The sequence below is a fragment of the Kribbella sp. NPDC051587 genome (assembly GCF_044453945.1).
Taxonomy (GTDB): Bacteria; Actinomycetota; Actinomycetes; order Propionibacteriales; family Kribbellaceae; genus Kribbella.
Genome location: NZ_JBITDE010000020.1, coordinates 37,848 through 62,340, shown reverse-complemented (window position 1 = coordinate 62,340; position 24,493 = coordinate 37,848). Strand labels below are relative to the sequence as shown.

At 68.0% G+C, this 24,493-nt stretch carries 14 protein-coding genes; 6 read left to right on the top strand and 8 right to left on the bottom strand.

What is annotated here, in order from left to right; genetic code table 11:
* Positions 1-91 precede the first annotated feature (91 nt).
* The 3 genes from ACIA49_RS40005 to ACIA49_RS39995 all read left to right on the top strand — a co-directional run bounded on the left by ACIA49_RS40005 (position 92) and on the right by ACIA49_RS39995 (position 6,445).
* Entirely contained in the window at positions 92-1,273 is a 1,182-nt protein-coding gene (locus tag ACIA49_RS40005) for a hypothetical protein (protein ID WP_396383580.1), read from the top strand.
* 212 nt (positions 1,274-1,485) lie between these two features.
* On the top strand, positions 1,486-4,824 hold the full coding sequence (locus ACIA49_RS40000; RefSeq protein WP_396383579.1) for a S8 family serine peptidase: 3,339 nt from the start codon (positions 1,486-1,488) through the stop codon (positions 4,822-4,824).
* 49 nt (positions 4,825-4,873) lie between these two features.
* Positions 4,874-6,445 (top strand): mucoidy inhibitor MuiA family protein, encoded by a 1,572-nt coding sequence (locus ACIA49_RS39995; protein ID WP_396383578.1) that lies wholly within the window; start codon positions 4,874-4,876, stop codon positions 6,443-6,445.
* Between the two features lie 7 nt (positions 6,446-6,452).
* Here the strand turns inward: ACIA49_RS39995 and ACIA49_RS39990 are convergent, their stop codons facing one another.
* From ACIA49_RS39990 to ACIA49_RS39980, 3 genes are all read right to left on the bottom strand, one after another.
* Entirely contained in the window at positions 6,453-9,980 is a 3,528-nt protein-coding gene (locus ACIA49_RS39990; RefSeq protein WP_396383577.1) for a TIM-barrel domain-containing protein, read from the bottom strand.
* An 84-nt stretch (positions 9,981-10,064) separates the two neighbouring features.
* The gene (locus ACIA49_RS39985; protein ID WP_396383576.1) at positions 10,065-11,240 is read right to left on the bottom strand and encodes a protein kinase; all 1,176 of its coding nucleotides are present in this window, start codon (positions 11,238-11,240) and stop codon (positions 10,065-10,067) included.
* Positions 11,241-11,276: 36 nt separating this feature from the next.
* Complete coding sequence (locus tag ACIA49_RS39980; RefSeq protein WP_396383575.1) at positions 11,277-12,707, bottom strand: alpha-amylase family protein; 1,431 nt, start codon at positions 12,705-12,707, stop codon at positions 11,277-11,279.
* Positions 12,708-12,815: 108 nt separating this feature from the next.
* On the opposite strand from ACIA49_RS39980, the gene ACIA49_RS39975 reads away from it, so the two are divergent.
* Positions 12,816-13,988 carry a hypothetical protein gene (locus tag ACIA49_RS39975; RefSeq protein ID WP_396383574.1) on the top strand — a complete coding sequence of 391 codons (1,173 nt, stop codon included), beginning with the start codon at positions 12,816-12,818 and terminating at the stop codon, positions 13,986-13,988.
* Here the strand turns inward: ACIA49_RS39975 and ACIA49_RS39970 are convergent.
* Positions 13,970-15,325 (bottom strand): serine/threonine-protein kinase, encoded by a 1,356-nt coding sequence (locus ACIA49_RS39970; protein WP_396383573.1) that lies wholly within the window; start codon positions 15,323-15,325, stop codon positions 13,970-13,972. The two genes, ACIA49_RS39975 and ACIA49_RS39970, sit on opposite strands and share 19 nt — an antisense overlap.
* Between ACIA49_RS39970 and ACIA49_RS39965 the strand changes: the two genes are divergently transcribed.
* Together ACIA49_RS39965 and ACIA49_RS39960 are read left to right on the top strand one after the other, a co-directional pair.
* Entirely contained in the window at positions 15,324-15,920 is a 597-nt protein-coding gene (locus ACIA49_RS39965; RefSeq protein WP_396383572.1) for an RNA polymerase sigma factor, read from the top strand. The genes ACIA49_RS39970 and ACIA49_RS39965 overlap by 2 nt on opposite strands.
* A 51-nt stretch (positions 15,921-15,971) precedes the next feature.
* On the top strand, positions 15,972-16,571 hold the full coding sequence (locus ACIA49_RS39960) for a hypothetical protein (protein WP_396383571.1): 600 nt from the start codon (positions 15,972-15,974) through the stop codon (positions 16,569-16,571).
* 6 nt (positions 16,572-16,577) lie between these two features.
* On the opposite strand, the gene ACIA49_RS39955 is transcribed toward ACIA49_RS39960, so the two are convergent.
* The 4 genes from ACIA49_RS39955 to ACIA49_RS39940 all read right to left on the bottom strand — a co-directional run bounded on the left by ACIA49_RS39955 (position 16,578) and on the right by ACIA49_RS39940 (position 24,423).
* Positions 16,578-18,335: a GH32 C-terminal domain-containing protein gene (locus ACIA49_RS39955; protein ID WP_396383570.1), complete on the bottom strand. Its 1,758-nt coding sequence runs from the start codon at positions 18,333-18,335 to the stop codon at positions 16,578-16,580.
* A 189-nt stretch (positions 18,336-18,524) separates the two neighbouring features.
* Positions 18,525-21,887 carry a sugar-binding protein gene (locus ACIA49_RS39950; protein WP_396383569.1) on the bottom strand — a complete coding sequence of 1,121 codons (3,363 nt, stop codon included), beginning with the start codon at positions 21,885-21,887 and terminating at the stop codon, positions 18,525-18,527.
* Between the two features lie 8 nt (positions 21,888-21,895).
* A complete protein-coding gene (locus tag ACIA49_RS39945; RefSeq protein ID WP_396383568.1) occupies positions 21,896-22,957 on the bottom strand; it encodes a LacI family DNA-binding transcriptional regulator in 1,062 nt (353 codons plus the stop codon).
* A gap of 95 nt (positions 22,958-23,052) precedes the next feature.
* A complete protein-coding gene (locus tag ACIA49_RS39940) occupies positions 23,053-24,423 on the bottom strand; it encodes a sulfatase (protein ID WP_396383567.1) in 1,371 nt (456 codons plus the stop codon).
* Between the last annotated feature and the right edge of the window lie 70 nt (positions 24,424-24,493).

Genomic DNA, 24,493 nt, shown 5'->3' with positions numbered 1-24,493 from the left:
CCGGCCAGGGCAGGATGACAACGATGTATTGACAGTCCGTAGTGGACTGCTCACAGTGGGCCGCACACCGCCCCAAGTGTGAGGACTTGCCATGCGCAGATCACCTGATCGTGTTCGTGCAGCGGGTATCGCCATCACCGCTGTCGCCCTCCTGACCGCCTTGACCACCGGGCCGTCCCAAGCCGCCGAGTACACCCCGTCGCCGACGCGGACCGTCACCAAGACGATGACCCCGGCCGAGCGCCAGATGCTGGCGCAACGGCCGCTGGTCGAGGCCGCTGACCAAGTGGCAGCCGTTGCCGAGAAGGCCGGTCTGCCCGGGTTCGCCGGTCTCGTGCTGACCGAGAACTCCGTGGTGCTCTGGTGGAAAGGGACGCCGCCGGCCCAAATCCAGCAGGCGGTCGTGTCCGCCGGACGGACCGCGCCCGTGCGGATCGCCAATGCCGTCCATTCCCAAGCCGAACTCGATCAGGCTGCCAAGTCGATCGAGGCGTGGCAGCAGCAGAACCCCAACAATGGCATCGATGCGATCAAGAACCCGGGCGACGGCAGCGGCCTGGTGCTGGGCGTCAGCCCGTCGTACCAGAAGGCGGCCGGCGCGCTTGGGCAGACGCTGCAGCAGCGCACCGGCGTACCGGTGCGGGTTGTGGCGGAGGCACCGCTGAAGCCGACGTCGCGCGATGACGACTGGTCGCCGTGGATCGGTGGTGCCGGGTTGTGGAACCAGTCCGCGGGCGCCATCTGTACGACGGGCTTCGGCGTGAAGGATGCCCAGGGCCGCCCGTACATCCTCACCGCCGGCCACTGTGGTTCGCCGGGTCAGGTGTTCGCCGACCGGCAGGGTGAGTTCATCGGAACCATGGGCGCCAAGAACGCCGACCACGACATCGCGCTGATCCCGACCAACGCCGTCGACTTCCAGCTGTACGTCGGCAACAGCACTGACAACCTTGTCCAGAACGCGCCGTACTGGGGTCACGTGTACGTCGGCCAGTTCCTCTGCCAGGGCGGCCAGACCAGCGCCGGCGAGATCGGCGGACCGGTCTGCAACATCAAGGTCCTGTTCTTCTACAACGACCGCGAAGACCTCGTCGAGGGCGAGCAGATGGACGGTCAGCCCGCTGCCCGCGGCGGCGACTCCGGCGGCCCGATGTACTCCTACGGTGACGCCGGCCTGATCGCCAACGGCACCACCACCCGCACCGCCGGTGCCCGCATCGGCTTCCAGGACTTCGCCACCGCCAACCGCGACTTCGGCGTGAGCATCCCCTGATCCGCCGCGGGCCCGTGCTCACCCACCGGTGAGCACGGGCTCGTGAGGTCTGGCCGCCGCGAGGCTTTGGGCTTAGATTCGGCTCAGGCAGGCACCGTGGGGGTGCCGGCCGGTACGCCGTACCGAGGGGGACTCGGGGGCACGGCGACCTGGGGGGTTCGCAGCGCTTGCCCGCGGTGTCGGCGTCATCTGCCTTCACGGGAGGCCACCGCATGAGGTCACCAGTTCACAGAAGACGCACCGTCACGGCCGGGTTGTCCGCCGGTCTGTTGTTCGCCGCCACCTTGACGCCATCCGGAGCCGTAGCGGCCGACCCACCACCTGGCGGCCGGACCTGGACCGCGACGCCGCTGCAGGTCGCCAGCACGGTCAACGGGGCCAAGTCGCCGAGCGGTCAGCTCGCCAAGAGCGATCCCGCGCTGATCAACAGCACGTCGGCCAAGCAGGTTCGCGTGGTCGTCAAACTCGACTACGACTCACTGGCCGCGTACCGCGGTGGCCTGAAGGGCCTGCCCGGCACCAGCCCGGCGGTCACCGGCAAACGCCTGGACCCCAGGGGCGCGAACGCCACCAAGTACCTCCAGCACGTCACCACGATCGAGAACAACTTCCTGAACGCCTTGCAGAGCAAGGTTCCGAGCGCTCGGGCCGGGCAGAAACTGCGCACCGTGTACGGCGGTCTCGCGCTCAGCGTGCCGGCGAACCAGGCCCGTGATCTGCTGAAGCTTCCCGGCGTGGCCGCGGTCCAGCAGGACAATCCCCAGCAGCTGCTGACGGACTCGAGCGGCGAGTTCATCGGCGCTCCGACGATCTACAACCAGCTCGGCGGTTCGGCGTCGTCGGGCAAGGGCGTGATCGTCGGCATCCTCGACAGCGGCTCCTGGCCGGAGCATCCGTCGTACGCCGATCCCGGCACCCTGCCCGCGCCTCCGGCGACCGCCGACGGGACGCCGCGCGTGTGCAACTTCGGCGACAACCCGCTGACCCCGGCGAGCGATCCGTTCGTGTGCAACCGGAAGCTGATCGGCGGCCGGCCGTTCCTCGACACCTACAACGCGGTCGTCGGCGGCGACGTCTACCCCAACTCGGCCCGCGACTCCAACGGTCACGGCACGCACACCTCGACGACGTCGGCCGGCGGACCGGTCGCCCACGCCAACCCGCTGGGCATCGACCGCGGCGCGATCCGCGGTATCGCTCCGGCCGCGGCGATCTCGGTCTACAAGGTCTGTGGCGCGACCGGCTGCTTCCCGTCCGACTCGGCGGCGGCGGTCGCGCGCGCCATCCTGGACGGCGTCCGGGTGATCAACTTCTCGATCTCCGGCGGCAGCGATCCGTACAGCGACCCGGTCGAACTCGCGTTCCTCGACGCGTACGCCGCGGGCGTGTTCGTCGCCGCCTCGGCCGGTAACTCCGGTCCGGGCGCGAACACCACCGACCACCGCAGTCCGTGGGTCACCACGGTCGCGGCCTCCACCCAGAGCCGGACCTTCCGCTCGACGATCACCTTGGCCGGTGGTGGTGCGACCGCCACGATCTCCGGCATCTCGATCACGCCGGGAATCAGTACGCCGACTTCCGTCGTACTGGCTGGGTCTTCGCCTGGTTACAGCGACGCGACGTGTAACACCCCGGCGCCTGCGGGCGTCTTCGCCGGGAAGATCGTGGCCTGTCAGTTCACACCGGGCCGCGTGATGAAGGGCTTCAACATCAAGCAGGGCGGCGCGGTCGGCATGCTGATGTACAACTCGACGTTCCCGTCGGACACCTTCACCGACAACCACTGGCTGCCGGCCGCGCAGCTCGAGAAGCCCGACGCGGACGCGCTGCTTGCGTTCCTCGCGGCGCACCCGGGGACCACGGCGAAGTTCACCCAGGGCACGAAGACCACCTGGCAGGGCGACGTGATGACGTCGTTCTCGTCGCGCGGTCCCGGTGGTGACTTCCTCAAACCCGACGTCACCGCACCCGGCCTGCACATCCTCGCCGGTCAGACGCCGACACCTGAGTCCCCGGCCGAAGGACCGCCCGGGAACCTCTACCAAGCAATCGCCGGTACGTCGATGTCGTCGCCACACGTAGCCGGCGCGGCCGCACTCCTGTTCGCGCTGCACCCGTCGTGGACACCCGGCCAGGTCAAGTCCGCGCTGGAGACCACCGGCAAGACGACGGTCAAGAAGCCCGACCGGACCACCCAGGCCGACCCGTTCGACTACGGTGGCGGCCGCATCGACCTGACCAAGGCCGGCGATCCCGGTCTGACGATGGACGAGACCGCGGCGAACTACGCCGCCGCGGCAACGGATTCGCTGAACCGGATCGATCTCAACCTGCCGTCGGTGAACGCGACCACCATGCCGGGCCTGATCACGGCCACGCGGACGGTCAAGAACGTCACCAACCAGACGCTGACCTTCACCGCCACCGGTACGACGGTCAACGGGGCGAACATCACCGTGCTGCCCCCGGTCTTCTCGCTGAAGGCCGGCAAGACGCAGAAGCTGACCATCGCGATCACCGCGCCCGACCTGCCCGACGGCCAGTACTTCGGTCAGGTCAACCTGAAGCAGGTCGGCGGCAACCGCGCCCTGCACCTGCCGGTCGCGTTCTTCCGCCAGGAAGGCATCGTGCCGATCGACCAGACCTGTACGCCGAGCACGATCGCCCGGAACACCGGTCAGTCGACCTGCACCGTGACCGTGCAGAACAACAGCCTGCAGGCCACGGACGTGACCGCGCTCAGCACGCTGAGCTCGCAGCTGCGGCTCAACAGCGTGACGGGTGCGACCCAGGTCGGTACCCAGATCGCCACCAAGACAGCGACGCTGGCCGCGCGCCAGCCCGACAAGCCGGTGATCGGGCCGGGGTCACTGGCGGGTTACCTTCCGCTGGACCTCTTCGGCATCACACCGATCCCGATCGGCGACGAGCAGGCGCTGAACTTCAACGTTGCGCCGTACGTGTTCGCCGGGCAGACCTACAACCGGATCGGCGTGGTCTCCAACGGGTACTCGGTCGCCGGTGGAACGTCGAGCAACGACGACGTCCAGTTCGCGCCGCAGACCCTGCCCGACCCGGCCCGGCCGAACAACGTGCTCGCGCCGTACTGGACCGACCTGGACGGCAACGGAGCTCCCGGTATCTACGCGGGGAGCCTGACCGACGGGGTGAGCACGTGGCTCGTCCTCGAGTGGCGGGTGAACCTGTTCGGCACGACCAGCCAGAAGGTGTTCCAGCAATGGATCGGCGTCGACGGTACCGAGGACATCACCTACGCCTACGATCCGGCGAATCTGCCGGGCGACCCAGGTCCGTCGTACGGGCTGACTGTGGGCGCGGAGAACGCGGAGGGTACGGCCGGTAGCCAGATCACCGGTCCGCCGGTCGAGGACTACCGCGTCGCCAGTACGCCAGGAGCCCCGGGCGGTTCGATGACGTACTCGATGAACGTCAAGGGTGTGCAGAAGGGAACCGGCTCTGTGACGACCGGGACCTCCACGCCACTCGTCAAGGGCCTCACCATCGAGGTCGACAAGATCACCGTCAACTAGTGCGTCCGGGCCGGGTCCGCGTGGATCCGGCCCGGACTACTGTCGGGGCATGACCGAACTCCCTGTGCAGGTCCTAGATGCTCCGATCGTCGCCGTCGCCGTCTACCCCGACCGCGCGCGGGTCACCCGCCGCGGTCGGCTCACGCTGCCTGCGGGCGATCAGACCGTGTACGTCGACTCGCTGCCGCTGGGGTTGCAGGAGGACTCCGTCCGGGTGTCCGGTCGTGGACCGGCCACGGTGCTGGGCGTCGATGTCGCGATGCGGCATCACGCGCAGGCACCGGACGCGGCAGTGGCTGAGCTGGAACGCGAGCGCCGCGCGGCCGAGAACGAGGTCGCGGAGCTGGCTGATGCCGATGAGGTCCAGGCGCAGCTCGATGCGTTCCTCAGCCGGTTGGGACAGCGGGCCGGTGGGACGTTCGCCCGTTCACTGGCGTCCGGTTCGGAGAGCGCCGACTTGGGCGAGTTCACGGATTCGCTGGCGGTGCGGCTGACCGCCGTACGGGCGAAGCGACGTGAGCTCGCAGCTCAGCAGGAGGATGCCTCGGAGCGACTTGCGGCAGTTGAGCGGCGGCTTGCCGAGGTCTCCCAGCAGCGGGTGCCGGATCGCCGGTCAGTGGGTGTCGACCTCGCTGTCGACGGCGAGGCCGAGGTGGAGATCGAGCTCTCGTACGTCGTCCCCGGTGCCGGCTGGTCGAGCACGTACGACGTCCGCGTCGCGGAAGACCGGCTGACGCTCAACTGGTTCGGCGTGATCACGCAGCACACCGGCGAGGACTGGCCCGAGTGCGAGCTCACGCTCTCGACCGCCCGCCCCGCCGTCAACGCTAAGGTGCCCGAGCTCGACCCGTGGTACCTCGACCGCTACCACCCGCCCGTCCCCGCCGCTCCAGCCGCTCCGGCCGCCTTCGCGATGGCAGGTGGACGCGCCGACGCCGCCTACGGTGGCATGCCGGCGCCCGGCGCCTCCTTCCGGGAGGTCGCCGCAACGGTCGAGCAAGGCCTCACCGCCGCGACCTACACGCCGCCCCGCCCAGTCGCCGTACCCGCCGACGGCGCCGCCCACCGCGCGACCATCGCCGCCATCGAGCTCGAGACCAAGCTCGACTACATCACCGCTCCGGTCCGCTCCACCGACGTCCACCTCCGCGCCACCGTCGTGAACTCCGGCACCCACACCCTCCCCGCCGGCAAAGCAGCCGTCTTCCACGACGCGGACTTTGTAGGCTCCGCTGCCCTCCCCCTCTGGGCTCCTGGCGAAGAAGTAGAACTCGCCCTCGGCCTCGACGACCGCATCCGCGTGGAACGCGAACTAACCCGCCGCACCGCCACCAAAGCAACCCTCGGCTCCACCCGCCGCCGCGAAGTCGAGTACGAAACCAAGATCGAGAACCACACCCCCCGCCCCGCCCACATCACCGTCCTCGACCAGCTCCCCGTCCCTCGCGACCACGACATCACCGTCAAACCCGTCACCGCGACCCCCGACCCCACCGAAACCACCGACCTAGGCATCCTTACCTGGCAGCTGGACCTCGAGCCCGGCGCCCAAACCACCATCCGCTTGGGCTTCCGCGTCGAGACCGCGAAGGCTGTCGACCTCACCGGCTGGCGCGAATAGCCTGCGGTCAGCCGAGGCGGAAGTGTTGGGCGGGAGTGCCGTTGCAGTCGTAGAGCTGGAGGCGGTCGCCGGAGCGTAGGAGGCCGTCGCGGTCGTCCAGACAGCGACCTGAGTTGGGGTTCAGGAGACTGCCGTCGGCCCGGCTGATCCAGCTTTGGGCAGGAGTGCCGTTGCAGTCGTAGAGCTGGACCGGTGTCCCGTTGCCGGTGCCGGCGCGGGAGACGTCCAGGCACTTGCCGAAGACCCGCACGGTCTGGTCGCCGGGGGTGTACCAGCGTTGAGCGTCGCTGGCGTTGCAGGCGAACAACTGGACCGCGGTTGCGGAGGCGGGATCAGCGCCGGCCACATCGGCACAGAGTCCGCCGGACACGGTCATCGGGCCCGGGGGCAGCCGCCACACCTGGGCGGCCGCCGTACCGCAGTCGGACAACTGCAACTGAACGGCGCCAGGTGTGGTGTTGCCGGACGGCACGTCCAAACAGCGACCCGAACCGTTGACCAGGGTTCCATTGATGTGCCGCGTCCAGGTCTGTGCGGAAGCGCCGGTGCAGGTGGCGGTGGCGATCGTGGAACCGTTGCCGCTGCCGCTGGGTGTGAGGCATCGGCCGAGGACCCTGACGGTGTTGTCACTCTGGTAGGCGACCTGTTGTGCCGCGGAGAAGTTGCAGGTGTAGAGCTGCACCGGCTGCCCTTCGGCGGCGACGCCATCGCGTACGTCGAGGCAGAGCCCGCCGGGCCCGACTGTCACTCCGGTCGTCGGGTTGGCGTTCGCGCTGCCGGTCAGGGTGATCGTGTGCGCGGAGGCAACAGGCAGGCTGTCGGTGGTGACGGTGACGGTGCGGTTGTCCCGGTTGTACGACCACGCGGTCTCCGGTACCTGCCGCCCATCGACCTGTACGGCGGTCGGCGCGGAACTGTTCGACAGGCGGAGCGTATAGGCACGGGCTGTTACGGCGCCCGGGTAACTGCCGGCCGTTGCGCCGACGGTGAGCGTCCGGGCTCCGTCGTTCCACGACAGTGGAGTCGTTGCGGACGAGCCGGTCCCTTCACCGGCGTCCTGGTAGAGCGTGAAGGCGCCGTTCGCTCCGGCGGCGACGTTGGCGGTGAGCCTGGTCAGCACGCGCTCGACCTGGTTGTCGACGTAGTCGGTCCTGGTGGCGACGATGCCGCCGGCCTTCATCAGCACCGGCATCCGCGAGAGCGGAGCGCTGATCGTGACGGTGGCCGGACCGGTGTAGGTCTGCCCGGTGAAGTAGTCGGTCCAACTGCCCGGCGGCACCCAGACCGAGGCGGAACCGACGCCACCGGAGTTCGGTGTCGTGATCGGAGCGACCAGCAGGTTGTCGCCGTACAGGTATTGCCCAGGAACGTTGTACGCCGCGTCGGTGGCCGGGTACTCCAGATACATCGGCCGAACGATCGGTACGCCGGTCGTGTTCGCCTGCTTGGCCATCGTGTAGGTGTAGGGAACCAGCGCTTCCCGCAACCGCAGGAACCTGGCCGCGCTGTCACCTGCCTCGGCGCCGTACTCCCAGGGCAGCCGGTCCGCGTGGTCGGAGTGCAGCCGGTCGATCGGCTGGAACGTGCCGAACTGGACCCACCGGGCGTACTGGTCGTCGGGCAGGTGGTCACCGTGGAAGCTGCCGATGTCGTGGCTCACGTTCGACAGACCGGCGGCGCTCTCGTCCGCGGTGTACCGCACGGCGTACCGCAGGAAGTCCCACGTCCCCGGGGTGTCCCCGGTGAACTGGAGTGTGTTGCGCCGCTCGGACCACGGCCCGATCGGGTACGAGCTCGTGATACCGCCGTACTCGGCGCCCCCGATCCGGGCGAAGGAGAAGCCACGCAGCCCTCGGCCGGCCGCGTTGTCGGCGTACGCCTGGTTGATCAAGTTGTCAGGGGCAACTTGTGGGTCGGACGCGGTCGACGCGCCGCAGAAGCTGCAATAGTCCAGCCACCAGGCGCGCACTCCCTGCTGCTCGAAAGGCTTGTGCAGGTTGAGGTACGCCGTCAGCTGGGCCGGCTTCGACCAGTCGAACAGGTGCGGGCCGACTTGGGTCCAAGCGCTCGTGTCCGCCTCGAGACCGCCGGCCGTGGCGTTGGTCTCGGCGTACTTCGGATCGCCCTCGGCGATGGTGGGGTGGACGTTCAAGGACACCGAAAGCCCCTGCTGCCGGGTCCAGTCCATGAACGCCTGGGGATTCGGGAAGAGGGCCGGGTTCCAGTTCCAGCCGTTCCAGGTGTTCGGTGACTTGTAGTCGGTGTCGACGACCAGCCAGTCCAGCGGGACGAACGTCGAGCGGAACTTGGGCAGCAGCGTGTTCTGGTAGTCGGCCGTGGTGTACGCGTGATAGCGCGAGTACCAGACGCCGTACGCCGATTGGGGCAGCAGGTTGGTCCCGCCGGTCAACGCGTTGAGATCACCGAGCGCCCGCTTGTAGTCGCGGCCGTACCCGAAGAAATAGCCGTCCTGGTAAGGATTCGTGCCGTGATCGGGCCGCGCGCCGACCTTGTGGTCCGCGCTCAGCAGGGCGCTCCGCGTGTCGTCGAGCAGGTACCAGCCATCGCGGTTGAGCACCCCCGGATGCTGATAGGCGGGTACTTGGGCGGGATTGTCGAGTGAGCGGCTCCAGCCGCCCAAGGTGCTGGCCGGCCCGGCACCGTAGCCGGTCGACATCAGCCCGGTCTCGGGAGCGGGGTAACTCGTCGTGGAGGTCGGCGTCACCGCCAGGCTGTCCACATTGATTCTGCCGCTGTCGCCGTCGCGGTAGAGGATCTCGACCTTGTTGGTGCCGGCCGTCAGGTTGGCCGTGGCGCCAACCGTCGCCCAGGTGTCCCACGAACCCGTCGGAGCCAGCGTCAGTCGCGGCCCCGCTGTCCCGTTGATCCGGGTGCTCACCGTGCGCGTGGTGTTCTGCCCGTCCCCACCGGTCGCGTTGGCATACCGGATGGCGAGGCGATAAGAACCAGCCGCCGGTACGCCGGAAACGCTCGTGGTGATGCCCGAGCCGACCTTCTCGAACCCGGCCACGAACCCTGAACCGGTACTCCCGGTGTGGTCGTAGGCCGTGGAGGCCTTCCCCACCAGGAGGGAGTTCTCCGCCTCGCAGGCGGTCGAGACGACGCAGTACGACGGGAAGGCCGGGGCGGCCGTGATTCCGGCGCCGGTGACCGTGAGGTTCGCCCGGGTGAACGGGCCGCTCCCCTGCCGGTAGCGCAGGGTCAGAGCGGCGGTGCGGATCTCCCGGAACCCGTCCGCCGTGACCGTAGTCGTGAACGGCGTCTCCGGGAAGGCGCGGTTGACGGCATTGAACGTGGTCGCATCCTGGAACGACCTGTCGCCGGCGTACTCCAGCCGGATCAGTGTCGGCGTGAGGACCTGGAAGCGCGCATTGCCGTCGGTCACCACGGCATTCGCGGTGTCCGCGGTCGCTGGGGCACCACGAGCCGGCGCGGCGAGCGCCGTACCGGCCACTAGCGACAAGCAGGCGCCGAGGGCGAGTAGCCACGGCGTCCGGGCAGGCAGAAGTCTCATGAGAACCTCACACGGTCATCGGCTTGCGCCGGGGCGGGTGACCTGAGTTCAGCCCTTGAATTAAGACATCTACAACGTTGGTAGTCAACGCCGCGTCGACGGCTTGGCCTTCTTCGGCTCCTTGGGCTTCTTCGGCTTCTTCGCCTTGTGGCTGCTGGGCGCCGACTGCTTCGTGGACTTGGTCGCGGTCGGCTTGACGCTGGTCTTGGTCGGGACGGTCGTCCGCGCGACGATCGCGGTCGGGGGCTGCGTCGTTCTGGGGTGGGTGGGTGCGGGGGTGGACGGGGCTTGGGAGGGGACGAGGTTGTTGGTGGCGGGGGCCTCTACGTCTTGAGCGTGCAGGGCGAAGCCGATGCCGACTGAGGCGGCTAGTACCGCGAGGGCTGCTGGGAGCAGCACCTTGCGGGTGCGCTTGCGCACGGGGAGGACTGTTGTCGTGTGGTTGCTGGTGGGCTGGGCTCCGGAAGCGACCTGTACGGCGGTTGGGCGGTCGGCGGGGTCCTTGGCGAGCATCCAGAGGATCAGGGCTTCGACGGGGCCGGCCAGCTCGGGGCGGAGTTCGCTGGGTGGTACCGGGTCGCGCTCTACGTGTTGGTACATCACGGCGGCGGGTTCGTCGGCCATGAAGGGTGGGCGGCCGGTGACCAACTGGTACAGGACGCAGCCGAGAGCGTAGATGTCGGAAGGCGGGCCTACTGGGCGGCCGAGGGCTGCTTCGGGTGAGAGGTAGTGGCTGGTGCCGACGATCTGGCCGGCTGACGTCATGGTGGTGGTCGCGTCGGTGAGGAAGCGAGCGATACCGAAGTCGGCGACCTTGACCGAGCCGTTGTCGGCCAGGAGGAGGTTGTCGGGCTTGATGTCGCGGTGGACGACACCCTCGCGATGCGCCGCGGCCAGGCCGGACGCAGCCTGCCGTACGACGTACAGGGCCCGGGCCGGTTCGAAGGGACCGCTCTCGCGAAGCTCCTCCCCCACTGAGCAACCGCAGCTGAGCTCCATGGCCAGGTACGACGACTCACCGTCGTCCCCGAAGTCGTACGCCGCGACCACATGTGGGTCGCGGATCTGCGCGATCGCTCGCGCCTCGCGCCGGAAGCGCTCAACCGCCATCAGTGTCATCGGCACCGGGCGCACCAGCTTCAGCGCCACCTCACGCTGCAGCACGACGTCCATAGCACGGTAGACGTCACCCATCCCGCCGCGGCCGATCGCCGCGACAATCCGGTAACGCCCACCTATGACCTCGCCTGCGCGCCTCACCGCGGCACAGTACCCACTAACGAGTTCGTCATGTATTCAGCTGATTTTGGCACCCGCGTGCAAGGCCAGACCATCGCCTGCCGCCACGTCGGCACGGAACCAGCCGTTCGCGTCGACCGTGTACGTCGGACCACTGCAGCTACCGGCGGTGTAGTCGCCGTGGAAGACGTCGCAGTAGACGCCGGCCGGCAAGTTGGTGTGGAAGCTCCGGCCGCTCAGCGCGGTGCCTCCGTCGTTCAGGATCAGGTAACCCTTGGTACCGCGGCCGAAGGCGATGGCATCGTTGCCGTTGTCCCACCATTCGGTGACGGCGGTGCCGCGGGCAACGTTGCGGAAGGCAACCATGTTGGCGATGACGCGCCACTCGTGCTCGCAGCGCCAGCGGTTGGTGAAGCAGGTGGTGTCGGTGGTGCGCCCGTCAGCGGCGGCCGGCGGACCCTGGTCGTTCGAGGTGTACTCGTAGCTCGACATGACCGTCGGCGTCCCGTAGGTCCAAGCGAGCATGAAGGCATTCGCGAGCGCGTACCGGCCGTTGTCGCGGAAGGTGAGGACGCCGGTGCCGCGTTGGGTGTCGTGGTTGTCGGTGAAGACCACCGCCTTGTCCGACGGCAATGGTGACCCGAAGGTCTTCAGATACGCGAGCCGCTCGTTGTTGAAGATCTTGGCCAGATCCTGCCCGTACCGGAACTCGTGCACGTCACCGTTCCCGACGTACTCGTCCGGCGTGACCGGCTCCCCCGCACCGTAGATGACCTCTTGATACAGGTACGCCGGTCGCGACAGCCGCGCCTTGATCGCGGCGATATCCGCGGCCGGCATGTGCTTCGACGCGTCCAGCCGGAAGCCGTCGACCCCGATCGACTGCAGATCGTTCAGGTACGCCGCGATCCGGCCGCGCACGTAGTCCGTGTCGGTGGCCAGGTCCGCGAGATCGACAAGCTCACAGTTCTGCACCTCGTAACGGTCGCCGTAGTTGACGATGTCGTCGTTCCCGTTGCGACCGCAGTGGTGGAAGTCCTGCGTCTGGTACAGCCCCGGGTAGTTGTAATGCGTGTACGACGACCCCGCGCTCCCCGCACCACCTGACGAGCCACCGGTCATATGGTTGATGACCGCGTCGACGTACACCTTCACACCGGCCGCATGACAGCTGTTCACCATCGCCACGAACTCGGCACGCGTCCCCCGCCGGGTGTTGTCGATCTTGTAGCTGACCGGCTGATAGTCCTGCCACCACGGATACCCCTGCCCCGGCAGTACGACGTGTTCCTGCGGAGGCGAGACCTGTACGGCGCCGTACCCGTGCGGCCCGAGGAAGGCACCGCACTCGCGGCCGACCGACTTCCAGTTCCATTCGAACAGCTGGACGATCACGTCCCGCGGTCCGTCCGGCACCGCGGACGCGGTCGGCTGACCAGCCGAGAGACCAGCAGCGATGAGCACCAGGGCGAGTGATCTACGCATCATTCGTCCAGTCTCGCAGCGGAAACTTCCCGGCGTCGTGAACCGAACGTGTCGGCCGCCCATCTAAGCCCTCCAGTACGACACACTGAGCACGAATTTCCGGAGGACATGATGAATCGGAGTATCAAGCTGGCCGGCCTGGTGGCGAGCGTTTCGGTCGCCGCTGTCGTGGCGGGAGCGATCGTCGCCGCGCAGCAGACGCCCACGCTCGCAGCGGCCTCGGGCGACGGCAACATCAAGCCGATCAACAGCGCCACCAGCACGGCGTCGAAACCGTCCACGACACCGAGCAAGCCTCCGGGTACCACGCCCACCAGCACCAGCGCGGTCAAGCTCACCCTCGACCTGACCAAGCTCAAGCAAGGTGCAGCCCCGAAGACGTCGTACCTCGACGGCCGGACCGTGCACTTCGGCTCGACCAAGTTCACTCTGCCGGCCGCGGACGGCCCGGTCTGGACCATCGCTCGAGCCAGCACCGCCGACGCGCTCGTTCTGCACAGCCCGAACGACAGCGGCATCGGCTCGCTCACCACCTGGAGCAAGGGCACCCGCGGCGCGACCGTCAAGAACGTTGCGTCAGTCCGCTCCGGCACCGACCGCACCACCAGCGCGTACGCCGTCCAGCCCACCGCAGCGGATGGCACCGAACTGCCGCGCTTCACGCTGGTCTGGCGTGAGAACTCCAGTGGCGAGACGTACTCGCTCCCGCGCACCGGCGAACACGGACCGATCGTGCACGCCGTCCAGGGCAGCGAGATCTACTTCAGCGCAGTGAACAAGAACGACAAGCAGACCCTGTACAAGTGGATCGCCGGCGACGGCGCGCCCAAGCCGATCAGCGGCGTCTCGGCGCCCTCCGCGGTCTCCTCGAACCTTGAGCTCGCGGCCTCGATCGACTCGACCACCAACGACGGCAGCTGCACCACGCTCGTCGACCTCGCGACCGCGGCCAAGCGCTGGGGCACGTGTGACTACGGCGTGGACGACATCCTCGGCGGGAGCAGCTTCGCGCTCGGCGGACCGGCGTACCGGGACGGGTACGGCGACGGCCTGTTCGCCGGCCTCGACGTGCGGACCGGCAAGCCGATCCGTGAGTGGTCGGGCGGTTCCAAGGTCGCGATCATCTCCACCGTGATCGAGGACGCCGACCACATCCTGGTGCTGGCCGAGCAGGGCGGCAAGACCGCGATCGCCCGCTGCGCGCCGAAGGACGGCACCTGCGAGCTGGCCACTCCGCTCAAGCAGGGCACCGACGACACCCGGCCCTACTTCCTCGGCAGGTAGTTCACCGAGTCGAGGACCTGCTCAGCCTGGGCAGCGTCCTCGGCTCGCACCTGGATCCGCACGAGTGAGCCGCTGACCTGCCGCACCCGCTCGTACGTCGTCATCCCGGCCGGGCAGCCGGCGTACGTAGCGGTGGCGGTGTCGGCATCCTCGACGCGCACGGGAGGCGTCGCACATTCCGCCGGTGCGGGGAGCGTGCTGGCCGCGGGGCGCGCCCCCTCCGGCAGCACCCCGACGAAGACGCCCGGGATCTTCTGAGCGGCGTCACTCCAGGCAGTGTTGTCCGAACTCACCAGCAGCGCCGGCAGATCACTGGTCGCGCCAGCGGGCCGCCAACCGCCTCCGGTCCGACTGGCCGACCAGTCCCGCGGAAGCTTCACCGAGAGGCCCTGTTGTTGATCCACCACTTGCACCCACTGACGCTGTACGCCGTACTGCCAACCCAGGTAGCCACCGGCACCACCCAACAGCGCGGCCGCGACCGTAGCCGCCACCCACGGGTTGAGCGTGAAGCGACGAGCCGGCGCCTCAGCCTCCGAAGCAGCAGCCGACCGCAGCGCCTCAGCGAAGGCCTGTACGTCGGACCACCGCTGATCGCGGTCCTTGCTCAGCCCACGCCGAATGACCTCGTTCACCGCAGCAGGGACGTCCACCAGCGGCTCGGGCGGCCCGTCGACAGCCAGGACCGCAGCAAGAGTCGTCGCCCCGTACGGCGGCTTCCCGGCCAGCGCGGCGTAGGTGACCGCGGCCAGCGCGTACAGATCGGCTCGTGGGTCGAGTACGTCGCCGCGCACCTGCTCGGGGGCGACATAGGCCGGCGTACCGCCTGGCATGGTCACTCGCGAAACCGCCTCAAGCGACTTACCCAGACCGAGATCACCGAGCATCGCCCGTTCACCGGTCGGCGTACTGCGGAAGAGCACGTTCTCCGGCTTCACGTCCCGATGCAGTACGCCGCGGTCGTGCAGCTCCTGCAATCCCGCGCTGACGTCCTCGATCACGCTCACGGTGTCGGCCAGTGGCAGGGGTCCGGCCTTGATCCGGTCGGCCAGCGTGCCGCGGTCGGCGTAGGTGAGCACCAGGTAAGGCCGGTCGTCATCGGTGGTCCCGATGTCGTGAACACCCACCACGTACGGCGATTCCACCTTCCGCAGGAACCGCCCTTCCTCGACGAAGCGACGCCGTACGTCGAGGTCGTCGACCCAGTGCTCGGCCAGCACCTTGACCGCGACCTGAGCGTCGAGCTCCTCGTCCCGGACCAGCCAGACCGCGGCGAAACCACCACGGCCCAACCGCCGGATCACGGCGTAGCGACCGAAATGAGAGGGCTGAACCATGGCGACCATTATCGTCGACGGCATGCCGAACGATGCGGACGCGCTCGACGACCTGGCTCGGCGCGCTGCCCAGGACTCCACCGTGCTGGACGAGTTGATCCGGCAGGTGCAGCCGCAGGTGATGCGGATCTGCCAGCGGGTACTGCCGCATCGCGCTGACGCCGAGGACGCGTGTCAGGACGCGCTGCTGGCGATCGCCACCAAGATCGGCACCTTCTCCGGCCGCAGCCGGTTCAGCACCTGGGTCCACGTCGTCGCGTCGAACGCCGCCCGCGAGACCTATCGACGGCTCAGGCGTCGCGCGATCGAGAACCCGGCGACCTGGCACGACGACGACCGCCCGGCGCAGTACGACCGCCCCGATCCCCGCACGACGAGCGTCGTGGCCGGTACCCGGCTCGATCTGCTCGACGCGCTGGAACATCTGGAGACCGATCTGCCCGAGACTGTCACTTCGGTCGTGCTTCGCGACATCTACGAGCTCAGTTACGACGAGATCGCCGACCAGGTCGGCGTACCGGTCGGCACCGTGAAGTCACGGATCAGCCGCGCGCGGGTCTCGCTCAAGGCACGATTGCTGCCTCGGCAGGACTGATCTCACACGCCGCGGTTTCGCCTATCGGCCGCGGGCCCGTAGGGTTCGAAGGTGTCTATCTTCGATGTCGCCACATCAGACCGTGAACTGCCGGATGTAGAAGAGCGCGCTTGGCGTGAGGTTTCCGATGTCGGAGTCGCCGCCGCCCGGGTCGAGTGGGCCGTCGCAGCGCGTGAGTTGCTGCTGGTCGCCGCGAAGAAGTACCAGTCCGTGGTGCAGCTCAAGGACCTCGCCGTCGGCGTGCAGGAGATCAGCGGGATCCGGACCAAGCAGCTGCCCAAGCTCTGGATCGGCGGAACCCTCGCCGAGGTGTACGCCGAGAACCTGCGCCGCGGTGAGCCGATGCTGCCGGCGCTCGCCGTCAACCCCGACGAAAGTGTCTTCGACGGCTACGCCGCGATCGTCGGCGCCGCCACCGGTGAGACCCCGGCCGACCCCGACGCCCACGCCTCCCACGAGCGGCTCGCCGCCTACCGCCACTTCGAGGCCACCAACCTGCCCGCCGACGGTGGCAGCGCGATGATCCCGGCCAAGCTCGGTGCCGCCAAGGCCCGCGCCCGCAAGGCAGCGATCGCCGAGCGCCCGATCAAGGCTTGCCCGAAGTGCAACCTGCAGACGCCCGCCAGCGGCATCTGCGACACCTGCGACTGAGGTTCCTCACCACACCGGCTTCAAGGTGTGCAGAACCGTGCTGACCGCGACCGGCGCCGTACTCGTGAGAACGACGCCGGTGCCGGTCGGCAGGAAGCACCGCGAGATCGACAGCTCGCCGTCGTTGGCGAAGACCTCGATCGAGGTTCTGTCGATCAGCAGTTGAAGACTGCGCAGCGGACCCGAGAGCCGCTGCGCCGCAGTGCCCGACGCGACGGTGTCCCGAGTCAGTACGACGGGAGCTCCGGACACCGTGATCGTCAGCGTGGCACCGCTCGGGATGTCGAGGTCGATCCGTAGGTCGATCTCGCCCGGTGAATCCGTCAGCACGTGACTGGATTCGACCCGGCCGGACCAGGTCGTCGTCCTGGCATGCAAGGTGGCCAGCTCGCGGATCGGGGTCCGGAACAGGTGTGGCCTGCCGTTGATCGTGCGCAGGGTGAGTTCACAGGGGAAAGTCACCTGCTGGTTGAACGGCATGCCGGGGTAGACACCGTCCCGCATCCAGGCCGCCTGGATGCGACGGTTGTCCCCGGTCTCGGTGTTGTTCCAGGTCTGGGTGGCGTAGAAGTTCGGCCCGGCGTCCGACAGCAGCTGCTCGGTCTGCTCGGTGAACCTGCGCCCGTCGAAGTCGCCGACGGAGTACCGGCCGTCGCCACGGACCAGGACCCACTTGCCGCCCAGCTCGAAGAAGTCCGGGCACTCGAAACTGTTCGGTACGACGTTGCCGGTGTCGGTCCAGTGCAGCAGGTCGGTCGACGTCAGCAGGTGGTACTGCTGGTCGCCGTACAGCATCATCACCCAATGGTCGCCGGGGTGGTACCGGAAGATCTTCGGATCCCGCTCGGGCAGGTCGAGGATCGGATTGCCCGGATAGTGCTGCCAGGTCCGGCCCTTGTCCAGGCTGAAGGACACACACTGACTGCGGTTGTCGTTGCGCGACCAGAACGCCACCATCGCGGGGTTGGCCGGATCGTCCGACAGACCGGAGGTGTTCCCGTAGTCGATCACCACCGACCCCGACTGCACCCCGGTGTCCAGCGCCTCCTCCCAGAACGCCGGCGCCAGCTCCTCCCAGTGCACCAGATCGTTGCTCACGGCATGGATCCAGCACTTGTTCCAGCGCTGCGCGAACAGGTGGTACTCACCCTCGTAGTACACGAGCCCGTTGAGGTCGTTCAGCCAGCCCTCCTCGCGCATCCCCGGATGCAACCGGTTCATCGCGAACTGCCGCGCGGTGAAGTGCTGCTGCGGCCGCCACGCCTCGCGATACAGCTGCCCTTCGTACGCGGGACGCACCAACGGCCGATCGGTCTGTACGACGTAGTCCGCGTTCACGTGGCCCCAGTCACCGGTGGCCACATCGACCAGCTGCAACCGCGCCGTCCGTCCGGCGAACTCCCGCACATCCCAACTGCCAGGAGTCAGTACGTCGGAGCGCCGGCCGGACGCGCTGCGAACGATCTCGCCGTCGACCAGCAGGTTGAGGCAGGTCGAGTACTCGTAGTCCCCGCCACCGACCGAGTAGGCGAGGTAGTCGCGCTCGATCACGAAGCCGGGTGAGGTCGCCGTACCAGTCGGGCCGTCGCCGTTCAGCTCGCTCGAGGCGACCGAGTCGCCGCGGTAGCCGCGGATGTCCATCCGGACCAGCTGCTCAGCCCCGCGGACCGGTCCGGCGCCGAAGGCGTCGCCCTCGAGCCGCCAGCCCTGCCAGCCGCCGGTCTCGAAGTCGGTGACCACGACATCGCCTCGAACAGGTCGCACCCGGCCTCCTTCCGCGGCCTGCGCATCGACCGCCGGCAGCATCGCCGCGGCGCCCAGCCCCAGGCCGGATCCCAGAAATCCTCGTCGTCTCACGGCTCCTCCAGACTGTCCAGCGCGACCCCGTCGGCGGCAAGATTACGACCGGAGGCCTTGCTGGACAGCCTTTGCGCAACCCCTTGCGTCAGTGGCTCACAGGGCGTGCCGCAGGGTGATCGTGACGTGGCGGGTCTGCGCGGGCAGCCGGATGGTGCCTGCGGCCTGATCGACCTTGGCTCCCCGCACCGAGACGGTGGCAATGTTGTTCCGGAGGGCGGGCAGCTCGATGCTGTAGCCGCCGACCCGGTCCCCGGTCAGGGTGATCGACACGGTCTTGCCCGCGGTCGACAGCTGGAAGCCGGTACGCCGCCCGTCGGCGACCGGATAGTTGTCGACGGCAATCTTCTCCCGGTTGCGCAGCCACTCGTCCGGGACACCGCGGCCGATGATCAGGGTGCCGTCGGACTTCAGCGCCAGCAGGGAGTCGAACAGCACCTTGGTCGCGGTCGACTGACCCCACATGTGCTGGTTCGAACCACCGCCGCCGGCGGCATGATCGATGTCCCACGGCGACGCCGTACTCGGGTAGTCGACGCCTTCCCACCAGCCGAACGGTCCGCTCATGGACTTGTCGATCATGAACTGGTACGCCTTGATCCCCAGGTCGCGGTACTGCTCACCACGCAAGGCCGAGCTGCCGTAGCCGGCGTTGTAGGCACTCGAGAAGTAGCCGTGCGGGTAACCGCCGAAGTTGTAGATGGTGTCCGAGATGTCCTTCCGGCGATCGAACCCATGGGTGTAGGTCGCGTCGATCGTGTCGAGCATCACGCCACTCTGCTCGGCGCCGAACAGATAGCCGTCCCATGCCCAGCGGCCGAACAGGAACATCGAGGCCCAGTTCGCGTCCCGGGGATCCTTCCGGGGTCCGGTCTCGTTCGGCTCGACCATCGAGATCGGGAGGTAGTCGAGATCGAAGTCCCGCATCGTCTTGCCGATCCGGTCGGTTGCCACCCGCAACAGATCGTCGTACTCGGCCTTGGCCCAGGCCGCCTCCGCCGTCTCGCCGAGTGCCGTGGCCAGATACCGGTACGTCGTCAGTCCGGCGAGCGCGGACCAGTTGTCGATCGTCCAGTAGCCGAGCGAGTCGATCGCGACGGTCTGCTTGATGATGCCCTTGCCGCCGTCGATGCGGTCGGTCTCGACCGTATGGGTGTTCTTCTTGATCGTCTCGAACCGGCTGCGGACGAACGCCTTGTCACCGGTCCGCTGCAGGTAGAGGGCGTAGGGCCAGCTGTACTTCCACTTGGCGTCGTCGTACTGGAGCTGGGCCGGCAGGGTGGACAGATAGTCCTTGGCGTAGCTGAAGTCGCCGATGGTGAGCAGCGTCGACACGATCCCGATCGTGTCGTGGTCGAACATCTCGTCGTAGCCGTTCTCGCCGACGTGCAGCTGCTTCGCGCCGTCGATGTCGTCCCGGATGATCAACGTGTAGATGAAGCCCGCCTTGTAGGCGTTGACGAGGCGCTGGTCCGGCAGCTCGGTGATCTGGGCGATCGCGGCCAGCCGCTGGTTCCAGTAGCCGCGCATGTTCTGGTAATGCTTGCTGAAGGCACCGGCCTGCTGCAGCTGCGCGGCCGACGGCCAGTCGTAGGTTGCGCCGAACCGGTCGGCGGCGATCGCGTAATCGCGGACGATGGTCTTTCCGGCACCGATCGTCGTGGCGGTCGTGCCGTTCAAGGGCGTCAGCAGGCTGGAGACTCGCGGCAGCCGCGCCTCGGTCGAGGTCGTGTTGGTGACGGTCATCCGCGAGTAGGCGACCTCGAACCGCTTCCCGCCGATGACGACGAGGTCCGCGAAGTTCTCCACCTTCAGCTGGAGACCGTCTTTCGCGTACTCGCTGACGAACGCCGGCAGGTAGCCCTCGGCGTTGCTCCACTTGATCTTGCCCGGCACGTTCGGGACGCCGAAGGTGATCAGCGCGTTCCCCCGGCTGCGGAGCCGGTAGCTCCCGTCGATGAAGGCGATCGGCGCGTTCAGATCACCTTCCCAGCCGAACGACGAGGTCAGCCCGGGGCTGGTGACGTTCGCGTACTCCGCACCGGCTGCCGAGGACAGCGCCTCGTCGTACGCCGCCTTGAGGAGGAGGTGGGTCAACCGCAGCCGGTCGACGTTCGCCGTACTGTCCGCGAGGACCGCCGTCGCGGACGTGACCTCGCTGTCGAGCTGCTGCCGCGCGGCCTCAGAGGCGGCGTTGAGGTCGGCCACCTTGGCTTGGTCGAGGACCGATCGTGTCAGTGCACGGTAGGCGCCTGCGGAGGTTTCGGCCTGGGCGACGCCGGCGAGCGTGACGTTGCCGGAGTCGTTGGTTTTACGGTCGAGCTGCGCGGTGATCCGGGCCGAGTCGCCGGCACCGACGGTGAGTTCGAACAGCCGGGTGACGGCGTCACCGGTGCTGACGAGGTCGGTACTCACGGCGGACGGCGTACTGGAACCGTTCAGATAGACGGAGACTGTCGCGGCAGCACGCCAGGCGCCGGAGACGAAGCGGATCGTCCGGCCGGTCGGCGCCGCGGGGACGGTGAGGTCGTAGCCGTTGGTGAAGAAGATGCCGCCCTGCCTACTCCCCTGCTGAGTCTGAGCTGGCGTGCCGTTCGACCACGAGTAGGTCACCGGGTTGTCGTTCTGGGCGCCGATGGTTGCGCCGGGATCCCGGTGGGCGACGGCGAGCCGGGGCGTACCGGCCGCGACATCGCTTCGACGGTTGATCGTTCCTCCGTCGAGGTGCAGCCAGTCGCTCTGTCCCTCGGCCGTCAGATCCATCGCGACTGGTGGTGCGCTCGCCGTGAAGCCTCGATTGAGCTGCGAGAGGGCCACAGCTGATAGGGAGAGGTTGCCGTTCGCCTGGAGCTTCTCGGTGAACTTGGCCGTGACGACCACGCTCTCCCCCGGCCGGATCGACACCGTGTAGCGCTTGACGGCGGCGTTGCCGGTGGCACTGATCGCCGTCGTGTACGCCGCACCGATCCCATCCGCCGGGGCGACCGTGACCGTGCCACGCGCCTGCCAGACACCACCGACGAACTCCAGCCGTCGGGCCGAGTCCGCGGCACCCACCGTGATCCGGTAACCAGCCTCGTACGCCGTCGTCGGGCCGACCGTGCTGTCGTCGTACTTGAAGACGCCACCGGTGGTGATCCCGGAGGCGGTGGTCGTGGTCGCCCCGTCGGTCCACCCGAAGGTCAGCGGGCTGTCGGTCAGTGTGTCCTGACCGGCTGCGGGATGTAGGTTCTCCACGTTGATCGACGGCGTCACTGCCGCCTTGCGTTCGGTTCCCGAGCCAGTCACGTGCACCCAGTCGAGATCGCCGTACGACGTCAGGTCCATCGCACCGGCAGCACTCGCGAGGTTCTGGACGTTCACGACGAACGGATCGGGTTCGGTGACCGATGCTGCCGGCAACGACGTGATCGCGGGTAACAGGAGTGCGCCTGCACTGATTGCCGCCAGCAACTTCATTCCGGTCCTCATTGCTGTCCCCTCACTGGGCCTGGGAGGCTGGATCCGCGGATGATCAGGTCCGGCTCCAGCAGGACGTGCTGCGGCTCCCGGGTGGTGCCCGCGAGCAGGTTGTCGATCGTCTGGATCAGTTGCCGTCCGACGAGGTCGATCGGTTGATGCAGGGTGGTCAGCCCGGGGCTCACGAGCGCGGCGGTCGGTGAATCGTCGAAGCCGGTGACCGCGACGTCCGCACCGGGACGCAGCCCGCGTTCGTACAGGGCGCGGAGTGCGCCGAGGGCGAGCGTGTCCGAGGCACACACGAGAGCGGTGGCAGGCTGGACGGCATCCAGCAGCCGGTGTGCGGCTTGTCGGCCGGCCTCAAGGGTGTCAGCGACCTCAACCTCGAGGTCTGTCTGCAGCCCACGCTCCCGGCAGCCCTCGAGCCATCCCTCCCGACGCTCGGCGCCGATCTCGGACTCGGCCGTCCAGCCGAGGTGACCGATCCGCTCGTGTCCTTGGGCCGCGACATGCTCGGTCGCCGCCCGCGTACCCGCCCGGCCGTCGACATCGACCCAGGAGGTCGCCTCGTCGCCGTCCCACGATCGGCCGAACGCTGCGAACGGCACACCCCACGACCGCAGCGCGGCGACGCGGTCGTCGTTGCGGTGCGTCTCGGACAGCACGAAGGCATCGACGGAAGTCTTCTTCAGCAGGTCCCGGTACGCCTTGATCTCGTTCGCCGAGCCGTCCTCGGCGTGGCACAGGATCAGGTGGTAGCCGGCCTCGGCCGCGGCGGCGTTCAGCGTGTACAGGAACTCGTCCATCAGCAGCGAGGCTTTGTCGGTCCGCGGCGGCCGGGTCTTGAACGCGATCAGCGACGAACTCCGGTTCCGCAGCGCCCGCGCGGACAGGTTCGGCTCGTAGCCCAACTCGTCGACGGCGGCCAGGATCCGCTCGCGCGTCGCCGGGGCCACCCGCTCGGGATTGTTGACCGCGTTCGAGACGGTCTGCGCGGAGACGCCCGCCCGCCGTGCGACCTGCATCAGCGTCACGTGCCCGTGCGGTACCGGCCCACGACCGCTCTCCATGCTGCCGCCTCACGTCGCTTTGTTAACGTTAAAAACTGTGAGCCGGACGCTACTGAGCGGGACCCAGGCCGTCAAGAGGTCGTCAGGTTTTAACGCTAAGCGTCGATCTCCGCGCGCCACTCCGCATGCAGCCTCGACAGGCGGGCAGCGATCTCCGGTTCGGCGTCGATCAGGTTGCGCTGCTCGCCGACATCGTCAGCGAGGTTCGCGAGGAACAGGCCGTTGCCCATCGGCGCATGCTCGTAGGCCTGCAGGTGCCGGCTGTCCTCGGTGTCACCGACCCAACTGAGCTTCCACTCGGCGTCGCGGACAGCCCATTGGAACCCGCAGTCCCAATGCAGCGCCGAATGTCCGGCGTCGTCACCGCGCAAGGTGGGCAGGGCATCGATGCCGTCCGTGACGCCCGGTACGACACCTGCTGCGGCCGTGAGTGTCGGTACCAGATCCAGCGTGCTGAGCAGGTCGGCGCAGGTCTGCCCAACCGGCAGTACGTCGGGCCACCGCCACAGCATGGGGATCCGGATCCCACCCTCCCACAGCGTGTACTTCGTGCCCCGCAAGGGCGTGTTGTCACCGAAGTTGCAGGTCGAGCCGCCGTTGTCGGTCACATAGACGACGATCGTGTTCCCGGCGTCCGCGCCGTTGTCGATGGTGTCCAGCAGCTTCCCGATCTCCGCATCCATGAGCTCCAGTTGCGCCAGGTAGTACTCGCGGCCGTGTGGAAGGTTGGGGACGATGGCGTCGTCGTACCAGTCACCGAAGGTCTGTCCGGTGTCGGGCGTCCAGTCGGTGAACTTCGGCAGGTTCCTGGCCTCGAGCTCCTCGTCCGGCAACTGCCAGCAGAAGTTGTGCACGGCGTTGAACGCCACCATGCAGAAGTACGGCTGCTCACTCTCGTCGTCGATGAAGGCGGAAGCCCGCCGACCGATCTCGGCGGTGAGGAAGCCCTCGTGCTCGACCGGCTCATCACCCGACAACAGCGGCTGGACCGCCATGTGGAACGCCGCCGGATCGCCGTACTCGGCCTGTGCCTCCTGCGAGTGATGCAGGTAGTTCAACCGGCCGAAGGACTGCCCGGCGAGTCCGTACATCGTGGTCTCGAACCCGTGATGCGGCGGACAGGCCCGATCCCCGACGTCCTCCTTGCCGTAGTGAACCTTGCCGAAGTAGCCGGTCCGGTACCCCTCGCCCTGGAGCCGCTCGGCCAGGGACGGTACGTCGTCCGGCGGGAACGACGACGACTCGAACCACTGGGCTCCCCAGCGCTGCTGGTACCGGCCCGAGATGATCGCGGCGCGGGAGGGACTGCAGATCGGCGCCGTCACATAGGCGTCGGTGCAACTCACCCCCTCAGCCGCGAGCCGATCGAGGGCCGGAGTCTTGACGTCGGGATGCAGGCCCAGCGTCGAGCGGTCCGCATAACCGTGATCGTCGGAGACGATGAGCAGAATGTTGGGTTTCGGCAAGGCACCCACCTCCACCCACGACCCTACCTATTCGGCGTCCCCTCGAAGCGTGGGCGCGTTCGGAGGGACC

Coding starts and splice junctions, on each gene's coding strand:
- ACIA49_RS40005 (WP_396383580.1), top strand. CDS start 92: ATGCGCAGATCACCTGATCGTGTTCGTGCAGCGGGTATCGCCATCACC.
- ACIA49_RS40000 (WP_396383579.1), top strand. CDS start 1,486: ATGAGGTCACCAGTTCACAGAAGACGCACCGTCACGGCCGGGTTGTCC.
- ACIA49_RS39995 (WP_396383578.1), top strand. CDS start 4,874: ATGACCGAACTCCCTGTGCAGGTCCTAGATGCTCCGATCGTCGCCGTC.
- ACIA49_RS39990 (WP_396383577.1), bottom strand. CDS start 9,980: ATGAGACTTCTGCCTGCCCGGACGCCGTGGCTACTCGCCCTCGGCGCC.
- ACIA49_RS39980 (WP_396383575.1), bottom strand. CDS start 12,707: ATGATGCGTAGATCACTCGCCCTGGTGCTCATCGCTGCTGGTCTCTCG.
- ACIA49_RS39975 (WP_396383574.1), top strand. CDS start 12,816: ATGAATCGGAGTATCAAGCTGGCCGGCCTGGTGGCGAGCGTTTCGGTC.
- ACIA49_RS39965 (WP_396383572.1), top strand. CDS start 15,324: ATGGCGACCATTATCGTCGACGGCATGCCGAACGATGCGGACGCGCTC.
- ACIA49_RS39970 (WP_396383573.1), bottom strand. CDS start 15,325: ATGGTTCAGCCCTCTCATTTCGGTCGCTACGCCGTGATCCGGCGGTTG.
- ACIA49_RS39950 (WP_396383569.1), bottom strand. CDS start 21,887: ATGAAGTTGCTGGCGGCAATCAGTGCAGGCGCACTCCTGTTACCCGCG.
- ACIA49_RS39945 (WP_396383568.1), bottom strand. CDS start 22,957: ATGGAGAGCGGTCGTGGGCCGGTACCGCACGGGCACGTGACGCTGATG.